Origin of the sequence: Polynucleobacter sphagniphilus (assembly GCF_029892205.1) — a bacterium.
Taxonomy (GTDB): Bacteria; Pseudomonadota; Gammaproteobacteria; order Burkholderiales; family Burkholderiaceae; genus Polynucleobacter; species Polynucleobacter sphagniphilus.
Map to the genome: position 1 here is coordinate 1 of NZ_JARXVX010000009.1, position 15,860 is coordinate 15,860.

Genomic DNA, 15,860 nt, shown 5'->3' on the forward strand with positions numbered 1-15,860 from the left:
CCAAAAGACAAAGAAATGGTGATGCCTGGTGATAACGTCACAATTACCGTAAAACTCATCGCTCCTATCGCGATGGAAGAAGGTTTACGTTTTGCAATCCGTGAAGGTGGCCGTACTGTTGGCGCCGGCGTGGTTGCTAAGATTTTGGCTTAATTAGTAAATATAGGGGTGTAGCTCAATTGGCAGAGCGTTGGTCTCCAAAACCAAAGGTTGGGGGTTCGATGCCCTCCGCCCCTGCCACGATTTGAACTGAAAGTAATAATGTCTCAACATACAGCAAGTCATACAGAAGCAAAGAGTAGCTGGGTCTCCGGACTGGCTGCTCTTGTTGTCGTTGCAGCGTTGGTTTTGTATTACACGCTCATCGATCAATCTATGCTCATTCGATTAGTTGTATTGTTTGGTGGCATTGCTGCTGCAGTTTTAGTTGTGGCCCTTTCTCCAGATGGACGTCGTTTTATCCATTATGCAAAGGATTCATGGTACGAAGTAAAGAAAGTTGTTTGGCCTACTCGTAAAGAGACCACACAAATGACTTTGGTTGTATTTGGTTTTGTATTGATCATGTCTTTGTTTCTGTGGATCGCAGACAAATTAATTGAATGGCTAGTTTTTTCAGCCTTTCTTGGCTGGAAGTGAGTAAGAAAAATGATTGATTCTGAAGTAGCCGCAAATCCTCAAGCCACAGGCAATATGCGTTGGTACGTTATTCATGCCTATTCTGGCATGGAGAAAAGTGTAAAGCGCGGCCTCGAGGAGCGCATTGGCCGTTCTGGGATGGTGGATAAATTTGGCCGTATTTTGGTTCCTTCCGAAGAGGTTGTTGAAATCAAGTCAGGCGCAAAATCTGTATCTGAGCGCCGTTTCTTCCCAGGCTACGTCTTGATTGAGATGGAAATGACCGATGAAAGCTGGCATTTGGTTAAAAACACACCAAAAGTAACTGGTTTTGTTGGTGGCGTTCGTAATCGTCCAAGCCCGATTTCTACAGCAGAAGTATCCAAAATTATGGATCAAATGCAAGCCGGAGTTGACAAACCAAAGCCTAAGACCTTATTTGAGGTAGGTGAGATTGTGCGAGTTAAAGAAGGTCCTTTTGTGGATTTCAACGGGAATATTGAAGAAGTTAACTACGAGAAGTCAAGATTGCGCGTTTCTGTTACAATTTTTGGCCGCGGTACCCCAGTTGAGCTGGAGTTCGGACAAGTAGAAAAGATGTAAAAACAAGGACTTAGTCCGGTTTTGTAGTTAAGTAGTTTGTTGTGCAAGATGGTTATTTAGATTTAGTAATTAACCGAGGAGCGGAGCTAGCAAGCCAAAAAACTAGCGAAGCGTTTACTCAACAGCGGTCTTTCCTAATGAGGTAAGGCGCGCTTTTAGGAGCAATTAATGGCAAAGAAGATCATTGGCTTTATTAAGCTGCAGATCCCTGCAGGTAAAGCAAATCCATCACCTCCCGTAGGTCCAGCTTTGGGTCAACGCGGCCTTAACATTATGGAATTCTGTAAGGCGTTTAATGCTCAAACACAGAGCATGGAGCCAGGTCTTCCAATTCCAGTTGTGATTACAGCGTTTGCTGATAAGAGCTTCACATTCATCATGAAGACTCCTCCAGCAACCATCATGATCAAGAAGGCTGCGAAGATTGAAAAAGGTTCACCACGCCCTCATACCGATAAGGTAGGAAAAATTACACGTGCTCAAGCGGAAGAAATCGCTAAAGCAAAAATGCCCGATTTGACAGCCGCCGATATGGATGCAGCTGTACGCACAATCGCTGGTAGCGCCCGCTCCATGGGCATCACTGTGGAAGGTCTCTAATCATGACTAAATTATCCAAACGTTTAAAAGCAATCGAATCTAAAGTTGATCGCAATAAGTTTTACCCACTCGAAGAAGCGTTGAATCTTGTTAAAGAGTGCGCTACTGCCAAATTCGATGAATCTATCGATGTTGCAGTTCAATTGGGTATTGATGCGAAGAAATCTGATCAAGTTGTGCGCGGTGCTGTTGTGCTCCCAGCTGGTACAGGCAAGCATGTTCGCGTTGCTGTTTTTGCACAGGGCGAAAAAGCTGAGCAAGCCAAGGCTGCTGGTGCAGAGATTGTTGGCATGGAAGAGCTTGCAGAACAAATTAAAGGCGGCAAAATTGATTTCGATATTTTGATCGCATCTCCAGACACAATGAAAATTGTTGGTACTTTAGGTCAAGTATTGGGCCCGCGTGGTTTGATGCCGAATCCAAAAGTTGGAACAGTGACTCCTGACGTTGCTACTGCAGTTAAAAATGCAAAAGCTGGTCAAGTTCAGTTCCGTGTGGACAAAGCCGGTATCGTGCACGCAAGCATTGGCCGTCGTTCATTCGAGCCGACTGCATTGAAATCAAACTTACTCGCATTGCTTGAGGCTTTGAATAAAGCAAAACCTCCTGCATCTAAGGGTATTTATTTAAAGAAGGTTGCCGTAAGCAGCACTATGGGTGCAGGCGTACGTGTAGACCAAGCATCGTTACAGGCGGCTAAGTAAGTCGCAGTAGCAAAAAAAGAACTTTGGGTCGACTTTCATTCTTTGAGTGGGAGTCGAACATCAAAGACCGTTGGTGAATTAGTTGCTTCTAAAGAATTGATTCTTAATCGTTACGAAAGTAATAGCCAGCGCAGATGGCGACCCTGAAAAAATTTCACAAGATTCTCTTGTGACAAATGATCAGACGCTGGTGTGTAACCCCAACTGGAAACAGTTGGTTTTTAAGGAGTTAAACCGTGCCTTTGAATGTACAAGACAAAAAAGCGATTGTTGCTGATGTCGGCGCTCAATTGGCTGGAGCTCAAACAGTCGTGCTCGCTGAATACCGTGGTATTCCAGTAGAGCAGTTGACAAAGCTACGTGCTAGCGCACGTGACCAAGGTGTATATCTTCGCGTTCTGAAGAACACATTGGCACGCCGTGCTGCACAAGGCACACAGTTTGAGCCTCTTGCTGATTCGATGGTTGGCCCCTTGATCTATGGCATCTCTGCTGATCCGATTGCTTCGGCAAAAGTATTGCAGAACTTTGCTAAGACTCAAGACAAGCTTGTCATCACTGCTGGCTTATATAACGGCAAGTTGTTAGACGTTGCAGGCGTAAAAGCCCTCGCAACAATTCCAAGCCGCGATGAGTTGTTATCGCAGTTGTTGGGTGTGATGTTAGCCCCAGTTTCTGCAATGGCTCGCGTATTGGGCGCAGTAGCAGCACAAAAGGCAGAAGGAGCACCAGCTCCGGTAGCCGAAGTGGCAGCACCTGCAGTTGAAGCAGCAGCACCGGCAGAAGTAGTTGCCGAGGCCGCCGCTCCAGAAGCAGCTGCTGAGCCTGCAGCTGCAGCCCCAGAAGCTGGAACAGAAGCAAACGAAACCCCTGCCGCTGAATAAGCGACAGATTAACTATTTAAGTATTAGGAGCTAAAAATGGCGATTACTAAAGAAGAAATTATTGATGCAGTAGGCAGCATGTCTGTAATGGATTTGAACGACTTGGTTAAGGCGTTCGAAGAGAAGTTTGGCGTTTCAGCTGCAGCGATGGCTGTTGCTGGTCCTGCTGGTGCTGCTGGTGGCGCAGCTGCTGAAGAGCAAACAGAATTCACTGTTAACTTGCTCGAAGCTGGCGCAAACAAGGTTTCAGTAATTAAGGCTGTTCGCGAAATTACTGGTCTTGGCCTCAAAGAAGCTAAGGACTTGGTTGATGGCGCACCGAAGCCAATTAAAGAAGCTGTTGACAAGAAAACAGCTGAAGAAGCTAAGAAGAAGCTTGAAGAAGCTGGCGCTAAAGCAGAACTCAAGTAATACACACTGTGCTGGCGCTTCTCAAAAAGGAGTGCTAGCCCTGTTGGGTTTGACCATTAGTGGTCAAACCCGATTTCATTTCTGATTGAAATCGGGTTTGCCTTCTGATACGACTGCAGAATGCAAGTTTGGTCGGACACTAAATCTTTCGGTTTAGTGTTGTCCGCCAGTGGTTGGTAGTGGCCAACCGCCAAATCTTTGTACAGTCGCTGAATTCGGAGATGAAATGAACTACAGCTTCACCGAACGCAAGCGAGTCCGTAAAAGCTTTGCTAAGCGAGTAAATAATCACCAGGTTCCATACCTGATCGCAACGCAGCTGGAATCCTACGCTAAATTTTTACAGGCTGATAAGCCTGCCATGTCTCGTCTTAATGAGGGACTCCAGGCCGCATTTACATCGGCATTCCCAATTGTGTCGAATAACGGCTATGCACGCATGGAATATGTGTCATACCAGTTGTCACAGCCACCGTTTGACGTCAAAGAATGTCAACAACGTGGTTACACATTCCACTCTGCCTTACGCGCTAAAGTTCGCTTGATTATTTATGATCGCGAAGCGCCTACCAAGGTTAAGGAAGTAAAAGAGAGTGAAGTCTATATGGGTGAAATTCCACTCATGACAGACAATGGCTCTTTCGTTATTAATGGTACTGAGCGTGTAATCGTTTCTCAGTTGCACCGTTCCCCAGGCGTGTTTTTCGAGCACGATAAGGGCAAGACCCATAGCTCAGGTAAGTTGCTATTCTCAGCACGCATCATTCCTTACCGTGGTTCATGGCTCGACTTTGAGTTTGATCCAAAAGATATCCTCTATTTCCGCGTTGATCGTCGTCGTAAGATGCCCGTCACCATTTTGCTCAAAGCAATTGGTTTAAACAACGAACAGATTCTTGCAAACTTCTTTAACTTTGATCATTTCGCATTGACCGCTAATGGCGCATCAATGGAGTTTGTGCCAGAACGTTTGCGTGGCCAGTTGGCAAACTTTGATGTGCTCGACAAGAATGGCGTAGTTGTCATTCAAAAAGATAAGCGCATCAACGCAAAACATATTCGTGAGCTTGAAGCAGCTAAAACCAAGAACATCGTTGTTCCAGATGATTACTTGATTGGCCGCGTTGTTGCACGCAACATTATTGATCCAGATTCTGGTGAAATCTTAGCTTACGCTAATGATGAAATTACAGAAGAATTGTTGGCTACCTTGCGTGATGCTGGCATCAAGCAATTGGAAACGATTTACACCAATGATTTAGATTCTGGTGCATACATTTCTCAGACATTGCGTACTGATGAAACTGCCGATCAAATGGCTGCTCGCATTGCCATCTATCGCATGATGCGCCCTGGTGAGCCTCCAACAGAAGATGCTGTTGAGGCCTTATTTCAGCGTTTGTTCTATAACGAAGATTCATACGACTTGTCCCGCGTTGGACGTATGAAAGTAAACAGCCGCTTGAATCGCGCTGAAATGGAAGGCCCTATGGTCTTGTCCAATGAAGATATTTTGGACACGATTAAGTCTCTCGTTGATTTGCGTAACGGTAAGGGCGAGGTTGATGATATCGACCACTTAGGCAATCGTCGCGTACGTTGTGTTGGTGAGTTAGCAGAAAATCAATTCCGCGCAGGTTTGTCACGTGTTGAGCGTGCTGTTAAAGAGCGTCTTGGTCAAGCTGAAACAGAAAACTTGATGCCGCATGATTTGATTAACAGCAAGCCAATCTCTTCAGCGATTCGTGAGTTCTTTGGTTCATCACAGCTGTCTCAGTTTATGGATCAAACCAACCCACTTTCAGAGATCACGCATAAGCGTCGTATCTCCGCATTGGGACCTGGTGGTTTGACACGTGAGCGCGCAGGTTTTGAAGTGCGTGACGTGCATCCAACCCACTACGGACGTGTTTGCCCAATCGAAACTCCAGAAGGACCAAACATTGGTTTGATCAACTCACTCGCGTTATTTGCGCGTTTGAATGAGCATGGTTTCTTAGAGACGCCTTATCGTAAAGTTTCCAATAGCAAAGTAAGCGATGAAGTTGTTTATCTTTCCGCTATTGAAGAAGCTAAATACGTCATTGCTCAGGCGAATGCCTCGATTGACAAGAGCGGCAAACTATCCGATGAATTGGTTTCAGCGCGTCAAGCTGGTGAGACCATGATGGTTAGCCCAGAGCGCATTGATTTTATCGACGTTGCTCCTAGCCAAATCGTTTCTGCTGCTGCTTCACTCGTACCATTCTTGGAGCACGATGATGCGAACCGAGCCTTGATGGGTGCAAACATGCAACGTCAAGCGGTACCTTGCTTGCGTCCAGATAAGCCATTGGTTGGTACAGGCTTAGAGCGTATTGTTGCGGTTGACTCCGGTACGGTTGTTTTAGCAACACGCGGCGGTATTGTGGATTATGTAGATGCGAACCGTGTAGTGATCCGTGTAAACGATGACGAGACTGCTGCTGGTGAAGTTGGTGTAGATATTTACAACCTCATCAAGTACACCCGCTCAAACCAAAACACCAATATCAACCAACGCCCCATCGTTCAGGTTGGTGATCGTGTAGCCCGTGGTGACGTTGTTGCTGATGGCGCCTCTACTGACTTAGGTGAATTGGCTTTGGGTCAAAACATGACTGTGGCATTTATGCCATGGAACGGATACAACTTCGAAGATTCAATCTTGATCTCTGAGAAGGTTGTTGCTGATGATCGATACACTTCGATTCATATTGAAGAGTTGTCGGTTGTTGCTCGTGATACCAAACTTGGTTCAGAAGAAATTACACGCGATATCTCCAACTTGGCAGAGTCACAACTGTCTCGTTTAGATGAAAGCGGTATTGTTTACATCGGTGCTGAAGTTGAAGCTGGTGACGTATTGGTTGGAAAAGTTACTCCAAAGGGCGAGACTACTCTCACCCCTGAAGAGAAATTGCTCCGCGCGATCTTTGGTGAAAAAGCATCTGACGTTAAAGATACTTCTTTGCGCGTTCCCTCAGGAATGATTGGCACCGTTATCGATGTCCAAGTCTTCACCCGTGAAGGCATTGAGCGCGATGCCCGTGCACAATCAATCATTCAGGAAGAATTACAACGCTATCGCTTGGACTTGAATGACCAGTTGCGTATTGTTGAAGGCGATGCCTTCATGCGTTTAGAAAAACTGTTAGTTGGCAAAGTTGCTAACGGCGGACCTAAGAAATTAGCTAAAGGCACTAAGATCGACAAGGCTTATCTTGATGACTTAGACAAGTATCATTGGTTTGATGTCCGTCCGGCCGATGATGAAGTTGCCTCACAAGTTGAAGCGATTAAATCCTCGATCGAAGCAAAACGTAAACAGTTTGATGAAGCTTTTGAAGAGAAGCGTACTAAGCTGACTCAGGGTGATGATTTGCAACCTGGTGTTACGAAAATGGTTAAGGTTTACTTGGCTGTTAAGCGTCGCTTGCAGCCTGGTGACAAGATGGCTGGCCGTCACGGTAACAAGGGTGTGGTTTCTAAAATCGCTCCGGCAGAAGACATGCCATTTATGGCTGACGGACGCCCTGTTGACATCGTCTTAAACCCATTGGGTGTTCCTTCCCGTATGAACGTTGGTCAGATCTTGGAAACCCACTTAGGTTGGGCTGCACAAGGTATTGGTAAGCGTATCGATGAGATGGTTCGTGAGCAGGCTAAACAAGCTGAGCTTCGCAAGTTTATGAAGCAGCTTTACAACGAAACTGGTCGTCAAGAAGATATCGACAACTTTACCGATGAGCAAATCACTGTTTTGGCTGAAAATTTGCGCCAAGGCTTGCCGTTTGCTACGCCGGTATTTGATGGTGCTACAGAAGCAGAAATCGGTCGTATGCTCGAGTTGGCCTATCCAGAAGATGTAGCTCAATCTTTGAAGATGACCCCATCACGTCAACAAATGATTCTGTGTGACGGCCGTACTGGTGATCAATTCGAGCGTCCAGTCACTGTTGGCGTAATGCACGTCTTGAAACTCCACCATTTGGTCGACGATAAGATGCATGCACGTTCAACCGGACCTTACTCGTTGGTAACGCAACAACCATTGGGTGGTAAAGCCCAGTTTGGTGGTCAGCGCTTTGGTGAGATGGAAGTTTGGGCCCTCGAAGCATACGGTGCTTCATATGTCTTGCAGGAAATGCTGACAGTGAAGTCCGATGACGTCGCAGGCCGTACCAAGGTTTACGAAAACATCGTCAAGGGCGAGCACACGATTGATGCTGGCATGCCCGAATCCTTCAACGTGTTGGTAAAAGAAATCCGCTCGTTGGGTATTGACATTGACATGGAGCGCAACTGATATGAAAGCATTGCTCGATTTATTTAAGCAAACGCAGGGTGATGAGCAGTTTGATGTCATCAAGATTGGCCTCGCATCCCCTGAGAAAATTCGCTCATGGTCTTTTGGTGAAGTTCGCAAACCAGAAACCATCAACTATCGGACATTTAAGCCCGAGCGTGATGGTTTGTTTTGCGCCAAAATTTTTGGACCAACCAAAGACTACGAGTGCTTATGCGGTAAGTACAAGCGCTTAAAGTTCCGTGGCGTAATCTGCGAAAAGTGCGGCGTTGAAGTTACTCTCGCTAAAGTGCGTCGTGAGCGTATGGGCCACATTGAGTTGGCAGCCCCTGTTGCACACATCTGGTTCTTGAAGTCCTTGCCATCCCGTTTGGGTATGGTTCTCGATATGACCTTGCGGGATATCGAGCGCGTTCTCTACTTTGAAGCATATGTAGTAGTTGATCCTGGCATGACCCCTGAAGGCGCTATGAAGCGTGGTCAGATTATGTCTGAGGACGAGTACTATGCCAAGACTGAAGAGTTTGGTGAGGGTGCTTTCACTGCCATTATGGGTGCCGAGGGCATTCGTGATCTCTTGCGTTCGATTGATATCGATCGTGAAGTGGAAACTATTCGTGCTGATTTAAAAGCAACTGGTAGCGATGCCAAGATCAAGAAATATGCCAAGCGCTTAAAAGTGCTCGAGGCATTCCAGACCTCAGGTATCAAGCCTGACTGGATGATCATGGAAGTGTTGCCAGTATTGCCACCTGAGTTGCGCCCATTGGTGCCATTGGATGGCGGTCGCTTTGCTACTTCTGATTTGAACGACCTCTATCGTCGTGTGATTAACCGTAACAATCGTCTTAAACGTTTGTTAGAGTTGCGCGCTCCAGAGATCATCGTTCGCAATGAAAAACGGATGTTGCAAGAAGCGGTTGACTCATTGCTCGACAACGGTCGTCGCGGCAAGGCTATGACTGGTGCTAACAAGCGTCCTCTCAAGTCATTGGCTGAGATGATTAAAGGTAAGAGCGGTCGTTTCCGTCAAAACTTGTTGGGTAAACGTGTTGACTACTCTGGTCGTTCAGTCATCGTAGTTGGTCCTACACTGAAATTGCATCAGTGCGGTTTACCAAAATTGATGGCCTTAGAATTGTTCAAGCCATTTATTTTCAACAAGCTTGAGACTTTAGGAATTGCAACCACAATTAAGGCTGCGAAGAAGGAAGTTGAGAGTCAGACGCCAATCGTTTGGGACATTCTCGAAGAAGTAATTCGTGAGCATCCAATCATGTTGAACCGTGCGCCGACATTGCACCGCCTCGGTATTCAGGCTTTTGAGCCAATGCTGATTGAAGGTAAGGCAATCCAATTACATCCATTAGTCTGCGCGGCATTTAACGCTGACTTTGACGGTGACCAAATGGCGGTTCACGTTCCTTTGTCGCTCGAGGCGCAAATGGAAGCGCGTACATTGATGTTGGCTTCGAACAATGTATTGTTCCCAGCGAACGGCGAACCATCTATCGTTCCTTCACAGGACGTAGTGTTGGGTCTGTATTACGCTACTCGTGACAAGATCAACGGTAAAGGCGAAGGCATGGTCTTTGCTAATATCACTGAAGTAGTACGTGCATACGAAGCAGGTCAGGTTGAATTAGCCTCTCGCGTTGCTGTGCGTATTACCGAGTTTGAGATTGTGGATAAAAAAGCAGAGGGCGATGCCCGTTTTGCTGAAAAAACCAAGATCTATCAAACTTCAGTGGGCCGTGCCATCTTGTCAGAAATTCTGCCTAAAGGTATGTCTTTCGAGGAAATTAATAAGCCCCTGAAGAAAAAAGAAATCTCACGTTTGATTAACACTTCATTCCGCAAGTGTGGTCTGCGTGAAACAGTTATTTTTGCTGACCGCCTATTGCAGTCTGGTTTCCGTTTGGCGACGAATGCCGGTATTTCAGTGGCGATCGACGATATGCTGATTCCTACTTCTAAAGAGCGCATCATCACTGAAGCATCTACCAAGGTTAAAGAGTATGACAAGCAGTTCATGTCAGGTCTCGTAACCAATCAAGAGCGTTACAACAACGTGGTTGATATTTGGGGTGCCGCAGGCGACCAAGTTGGTAAGGCGATGATGGATGAGTTGTCACATGTTGACGTGCTCGATCGTAACGGTAAGACTGTGCGTCAAGAATCTTTCAACTCCATCTACATGATGGCAGACTCTGGTGCGCGTGGATCTGCTGCGCAGATTCGTCAGTTGGCAGGTATGCGTGGTTTGATGGCCAAGCCTGATGGCTCCATCATTGAAACCCCAATTACTGCGAACTTCCGTGAAGGTTTGAACGTGTTGCAGTATTTCATCTCAACCCACGGTGCTCGTAAGGGTCTGGCTGATACAGCGTTAAAGACAGCGAACTCTGGTTACTTGACACGTCGTTTGTGCGATGTAACTCAAGACCTCGTAGTTATTGAAGAAGATTGCGGTGCAACTTCTGGCGTAACAATGAAAGCCTTGGTTGAAGGTGGCGAAATTATCGAAGCATTGCGCGATCGTATTTTGGGTCGTGTATGTATCGGCGACATCGTTCACCCTGATACACAAGAAGTTATTGTTCCTAACGACACCTTGCTCGACGAAGATCATGTTGATCAAATCGTTGCATTGGGTATCGACGAAGTGAAGGTTCGCACCGTATTGTCTTGCTTAACTCGCTTTGGCTTGTGCGCTAAGTGTTATGGACGTGACCTCGGTCGCGGTGGTTTGGTCAACGTTGGTGAGGCGGTTGGTGTTATCGCTGCTCAGTCCATCGGTGAGCCAGGTACACAGTTGACGATGCGTACTTTCCACATCGGTGGTGCAGCGTCACGTGCCTTGGTTGCAAGTAATATTGAAGCCAAATCAAATGGTTCCTTGAAGTTCTCCGGCACGATGCGTGTTGTGAAGAACGCCAAGGGTGAGCAGATCGTGATTTCACGCTCTGGTGAAGCCTTGATCGTTGATGACAATGGCCGCGAGCGCGAGCGTCATAAAGTGCCATATGGTGCAACTCTCTTGTTAAAAGAAGATGCAGCGGTAAAGGCTGGCGCAAGCTTGGCGACATGGGATCCATTAACTCGCCCAATTATTTCTGAGTACGCTGGTATCGCTCGCTTTGATAACGTCGAAGAAGGCGTAACCGTTGCTAAACAGGTTGACGAAGTAACTGGCCTCTCCACCTTGGTGGTGATTGACGGTAAGCGTCGTTCTGCTGCAAGCAAAGGCGTTCGCCCAATGATCAACTTGGTTGATGAAAAGGGTGGAGAAGTGATGATTGCGGGCACTGATCATCCAGTAAACATTGGCTTGCAGGTTGGGGCTTTGATTACGGTTAAAGATGGTCAGAAGGTTGAAGTTGGTGAAGTATTGGCGCGTATTCCGATCGAATCACAGAAGACTCGTGACATCACCGGTGGATTACCACGCGTTGCTGAATTGTTCGAAGCGCGTTCACCAAAAGATGCTGCCGTATTGGCAAAAGTAACCGGAACCGTTTCCTTCGGTAAAGAAACCAAAGGTAAACAACGTTTGGTTATTACTGATATGGACGGTGAAGCAAATGAATTCTTGATTCCTAAAGAGAAGCAAGTTCTTGTTCACGACGGTCAAGTTGTGAATAAGGGCGAGATGATTGTGGAAGGTCCTGCCGATCCACATGACATCTTGACTCTCAAAGGCATCGAAGAGTTGGCAATTTACATCGTTGACGAAGTGCAAGACGTGTATCGTCTCCAGGGTGTGAAGATCAATGACAAGCACATTGAAGTGATCGTGCGTCAGATGTTGCGTCGTGTTCAGGTAACTGATCCAGGCGATACATCCTTCATTACCGGTGAGCAAGTCGAGCGTTCAAAGCTGTACGACGCAAACGATGCTGTGATTGCCCAAGGTAAACATCCAGCACAGTTTGAGAACGTGTTGCTTGGTATTACTAAAGCATCCTTGTCGACAGACAGCTTCATTTCAGCGGCTTCTTTCCAAGAAACCACTCGTGTATTGACCGAAGCAGCAATTATGGGCAAAACCGATACACTCCGTGGCCTCAAGGAAAACGTCATTATTGGTCGCTTGATCCCTGCTGGTACTGGCTTGTCTTATCGCCGTGCGCGCAAGGTCAGAGAGCAATTTGAGCGTGATCGCGCGCAGATGATTGCCGCCGAAGAAGAAGCAATGGCTGATATGCCTGTAGAAGTAGAGGCTGAAGTGATTGCTCCTGCTGGAGAGGCTGATCCAAGCTAATTTGGTAATTCTGGCCTGAAATGGCCAGCTTTTTCCTCATTTGGTTGACGGAAAGAGCTGGTCAGGCTAGAATGCTGAGTTCTACTGATTCAGAAGAGGGTCTTTTTGACCTAGAAATTCTCTAAGTCATTGATTTTCTTTAAGAAAGCAACAAAGAAGTACTAACCGAGCTATTTTATGCCAACAATTAATCAATTATTACGCAAGCCAAGAAGTCGGCTGATCGTTAAAAGTAAGAGCCCTGCGCTGCAAAACAGCCCGCAGCGCCGTGGTGTATGTACCCGTGTATATACAACAACTCCTAAAAAGCCAAACTCTGCGTTACGTAAAGTAGCCAAAGTTCGCTTAACCAATGGTTTTGAAGTCATTTCATACATTGGTGGCGAAGGCCATAACCTCCAGGAACACTCAGTTGTCTTGATCCGTGGTGGTCGTGTAAAGGATTTGCCGGGTGTTCGTTACCACATCGTTCGTGGCTCACTTGACTTGCAGGGTGTTAAAGACCGTAAGCAGTCACGTTCCAAGTACGGTGCTAAACGCGCCAAGAAAGCTGCTTAATAGTAGCTTGATGTTTTTGCAGTAAGTCATTGTTTGTCGGACTTAAAAGACAAGTAAGTGGTTGTTCCGTCTAAGAAATTTTTTCTTAGATAGTAGGGCAACTAGAGTGGGTGATCCATGTGGACCACCCCCAACTGAACTGAAGGAGTAGCTATGCCACGTCGTCGTGAAGTTCCCAAACGGGAAATCCTGCCTGATCCTAAATTTGGCAATGTAGAAGTAGCAAAATTCATGAACGTCCTCATGTTGGACGGCAAGAAATCGGTTGCAGAGCGCATCGTTTACGGTGCCTTTGATCACATCGAGAAAAAAGCAAATAAAGAGCCGCTCGAAGTTTTTTCAACTGCCATGGGTAATGTAAAGCCAATGGTTGAGGTAAAGAGTCGTCGCGTTGGTGGTGCTAACTATCAAGTTCCTGTTGAGGTACGCCCATCACGTCGTTCTGCTTTGGCAATGCGCTGGTTGCGCGAAGCCGCTAAAAAGCGTGGCGAAAAATCTATGGCCCAACGTTTGGCTAACGAATTATTAGAAGCTGCTGAAGGTCGTGGCGGCGCAATGAAGAAGCGTGAAGAAGTTCACCGTATGGCTGACGCTAATAAAGCGTTCTCACATTTCCGCTTTTAATTGTTAATCGAATAGTAAAGAAAAGGCACCAACAGTGGCACGTAAAACCCCCATCGACAAATACCGCAATATCGGTATTTCTGCGCATATTGACGCAGGTAAAACAACAACTACAGAACGCGTTTTGTTCTACACCGGTGTAAATCATAAGATTGGTGAAGTACATGATGGCGCAGCTACCATGGACTGGATGGAGCAAGAGCAAGAGCGTGGTATCACCATTACTTCTGCTGCTACTACTACGTTCTGGAAGGGAATGGCAGGCAATTTCCCTGAGCATCGCATCAATATTATTGATACCCCGGGACACGTAGACTTCACCATTGAAGTTGAGCGTTCAATGCGTGTTCTTGATGGTGCATGCATGGTTTACTGTGCTGTGGGTGGTGTTCAGCCACAATCAGAAACAGTATGGCGTCAGGCAAATAAGTACCAAGTTCCTCGTTTGGCTTTTGTAAACAAGATGGATCGCACAGGCGCGAACTTCTTCAAGGTCTATGACCAAATGAAGCTGCGCCTTAAAGCAAACCCAATCTTGATTCAAATTCCAATCGGCGCAGAAGAAAACTTCAAAGGCGTTATCGACTTGGTAAAAATGAAGGCCATCATTTGGGATGAGGCTTCACAAGGTACTAAGTTCACTTATGAAGAGATCCCTGCTGAATTGCAAGAGTCTGCTCAAGAGTGGCGCGAGAAGATGGTTGAAGCGGCTGCTGAAAGTTCAGAAGAGTTGATGGAGAAGTATCTCGGCGGCGAAGAGTTGACTGAGGAAGAAATCAAGACTGCATTGCGTCAACGTACTATTGCCAATGAAATTGTTCCAATGTTGTGTGGAACTGCGTTCAAAAATAAAGGCGTTCAGGCGATGTTGGATGCAGTAGTTGAATTGCTGCCTTCCCCATTAGATGTTCCGCCGGTCCCTTGTGAATTGGAAGACGGTACACCAACAACCCGCGAAGCTTCTGATAATGCCAAGTTCTCTGCTTTGGCATTTAAGATCATGACGGACCCATTTGTTGGTCAGCTGATCTTCTTCCGTGTTTACTCCGGTGTGATGAAGTCAGGCGACACAATCTACAACCCTATCAAGGGCAAGAAAGAGCGTGTTGGTCGTTTGTTGCAAATGCATGCAAACCAACGTGAAGAAATTAAAGAAGTTTACGCAGGTGACATCGCTGCAGCCGTTGGTCTGAAAGATGCAACTACTGGTGAAACTTTATGTGATCCAGATAGCATTGTTATTTTGGAGCGCATGGTATTCCCAGAGCCTGTGATCTCGCAAGCGGTTGAACCTAAGACAAAAGCTGACCAAGAAAAAATGGGTCTTGCCTTGAATCGTTTGGCACAAGAAGATCCTTCTTTCCGCGTGAAGACTGATGAAGAATCAGGCCAAACCATTATTTCCGGTATGGGCGAACTTCACTTGGAAATTTTGGTTGACCGCATGAAACGTGAGTTTGGCGTAGAGGCAACTGTTGGTAAGCCGCAAGTTGCATACCGCGAAACCATTCGTAAAGTTTGTGAAGAAATCGAAGGTAAGTTTGTTAAGCAGTCTGGTGGACGTGGACAATATGGTCACGTGGTATTGAAGTTAGAGCCACAAGAGCCAGGCAAAGGTTTTGAGTTCGTTGACGCTATTAAAGGTGGTGTAGTTCCTCGTGAATACATTCCTGCGGTAGAAAAGGGAATTATCGAAACATTGAATTCTGGTATTTTGGCTGGCTATCCAGTTGTTGATATCAAGGCAACATTGTTCTTCGGTTCATACCATGACGTTGACTCCAACGAAAACGCATTTAAGATGGCGGGTTCTATGGCATTCAAGGATGGTATGCGTAGAGCATCTCCAGTATTGCTTGAGCCAATGATGGCCGTTGAAGTTGAAACACCAGAAGATTTCATGGGTAACGTAATGGGTGACCTCTCATCCCGTCGCGGTATTTTGCAAGGTATGGATGACATTCCAGGCGGCGGTAAGATTGTTCGCGCTGAAGTGCCATTGGCAGAGATGTTTGGTTATTCAACTGGCTTGCGCTCGTTGACGCAAGGTCGCGCTACCTACACCATGGAATTTAAGCATTATTCCGAAGCACCTAAGAACGTTGCTGAAGCAGTTATGGCTGCTAAAGCGAAGTAATTTATCCACATTATTTTGAATATTGACTAGCTAAGAAGGCAGACAAAAAAATGGCAAAAGAAAAGTTTGAGCGGACAAAACCGCACGTAAACGTTGGCACTATTGGTCACGTTGACCACGGTAAAACCAC

The 15,860-nt window shown here is 46.3% G+C and carries 11 protein-coding genes, 1 tRNA gene and 2 pseudogenes; all 14 read left to right on the forward strand.

Annotated features, from left to right (window positions below):
• Positions 1-153: EF-Tu C-terminal domain-related protein (locus M2125_RS10665; RefSeq protein WP_483414191.1), on the forward strand; the 153-nt coding region annotated here is incomplete at its 5' end.
• Between the two features lie 11 nt (positions 154-164).
• A tRNA-Trp gene (locus M2125_RS10670) sits at positions 165-240 on the forward strand.
• A 21-nt stretch (positions 241-261) separates the two neighbouring features.
• Positions 262-639 carry a preprotein translocase subunit SecE gene (gene secE / locus M2125_RS10675; protein WP_076024536.1) on the forward strand — a complete coding sequence of 126 codons (378 nt, stop codon included), beginning with the start codon at positions 262-264 and terminating at the stop codon, positions 637-639.
• Positions 640-648: 9 nt separating this feature from the next.
• Entirely contained in the window at positions 649-1,221 is a 573-nt protein-coding gene (gene nusG, locus M2125_RS10680; protein WP_076024537.1) for a transcription termination/antitermination protein NusG, read from the forward strand.
• A 168-nt stretch (positions 1,222-1,389) separates the two neighbouring features.
• Complete coding sequence (gene rplK, locus M2125_RS10685) at positions 1,390-1,821, forward strand: 50S ribosomal protein L11 (protein WP_011901890.1); 432 nt, start codon at positions 1,390-1,392, stop codon at positions 1,819-1,821.
• A 2-nt stretch (positions 1,822-1,823) separates the two neighbouring features.
• Positions 1,824-2,525, forward strand: coding sequence for a 50S ribosomal protein L1 (rplA, locus tag M2125_RS10690; RefSeq protein ID WP_280742965.1), 702 nt, complete (start codon positions 1,824-1,826; stop codon positions 2,523-2,525).
• A 236-nt stretch (positions 2,526-2,761) separates the two neighbouring features.
• A pseudogene (rplJ, locus tag M2125_RS10695) lies at positions 2,762-3,286 on the forward strand (50S ribosomal protein L10); the annotation flags it as partial.
• Between the two features lie 159 nt (positions 3,287-3,445).
• Entirely contained in the window at positions 3,446-3,820 is a 375-nt protein-coding gene (rplL, locus tag M2125_RS10700; RefSeq protein WP_011901893.1) for a 50S ribosomal protein L7/L12, read from the forward strand.
• A gap of 226 nt (positions 3,821-4,046) precedes the next feature.
• On the forward strand, positions 4,047-8,147 hold the full coding sequence (gene rpoB / locus M2125_RS10705; RefSeq protein ID WP_076024540.1) for a DNA-directed RNA polymerase subunit beta: 4,101 nt from the start codon (positions 4,047-4,049) through the stop codon (positions 8,145-8,147).
• Between the two features lies 1 nt (position 8,148).
• Entirely contained in the window at positions 8,149-12,411 is a 4,263-nt protein-coding gene (gene rpoC, locus M2125_RS10710; RefSeq protein ID WP_076024541.1) for a DNA-directed RNA polymerase subunit beta', read from the forward strand.
• Between the two features lie 177 nt (positions 12,412-12,588).
• On the forward strand, positions 12,589-12,969 hold the full coding sequence (rpsL, locus tag M2125_RS10715) for a 30S ribosomal protein S12 (RefSeq protein ID WP_076024542.1): 381 nt from the start codon (positions 12,589-12,591) through the stop codon (positions 12,967-12,969).
• 153 nt (positions 12,970-13,122) lie between these two features.
• Entirely contained in the window at positions 13,123-13,593 is a 471-nt protein-coding gene (gene rpsG / locus M2125_RS10720; protein WP_076024543.1) for a 30S ribosomal protein S7, read from the forward strand.
• Between the two features lie 34 nt (positions 13,594-13,627).
• On the forward strand, positions 13,628-15,730 hold the full coding sequence (fusA, locus tag M2125_RS10725; RefSeq protein WP_076024544.1) for an elongation factor G: 2,103 nt from the start codon (positions 13,628-13,630) through the stop codon (positions 15,728-15,730).
• Positions 15,731-15,780: 50 nt separating this feature from the next.
• Positions 15,781-15,860, forward strand: a pseudogene (locus M2125_RS10730) (GTP-binding protein); the annotation flags it as partial.

Bases quoted from the DNA above. Each gene is read 5' to 3' on its own strand.
- secE (WP_076024536.1), top strand. From the start codon at position 262: ATGTCTCAACATACAGCAAGTCATACAGAAGCAAAGAGTAGCTGGGTC.
- nusG (WP_076024537.1), top strand. From the start codon at position 649: ATGATTGATTCTGAAGTAGCCGCAAATCCTCAAGCCACAGGCAATATG.
- rplK (WP_011901890.1), top strand. From the start codon at position 1,390: ATGGCAAAGAAGATCATTGGCTTTATTAAGCTGCAGATCCCTGCAGGT.
- rplA (WP_280742965.1), top strand. From the start codon at position 1,824: ATGACTAAATTATCCAAACGTTTAAAAGCAATCGAATCTAAAGTTGAT.
- rplL (WP_011901893.1), top strand. From the start codon at position 3,446: ATGGCGATTACTAAAGAAGAAATTATTGATGCAGTAGGCAGCATGTCT.
- rpoB (WP_076024540.1), top strand. From the start codon at position 4,047: ATGAACTACAGCTTCACCGAACGCAAGCGAGTCCGTAAAAGCTTTGCT.
- rpoC (WP_076024541.1), top strand. From the start codon at position 8,149: ATGAAAGCATTGCTCGATTTATTTAAGCAAACGCAGGGTGATGAGCAG.
- rpsL (WP_076024542.1), top strand. From the start codon at position 12,589: ATGCCAACAATTAATCAATTATTACGCAAGCCAAGAAGTCGGCTGATC.
- rpsG (WP_076024543.1), top strand. From the start codon at position 13,123: ATGCCACGTCGTCGTGAAGTTCCCAAACGGGAAATCCTGCCTGATCCT.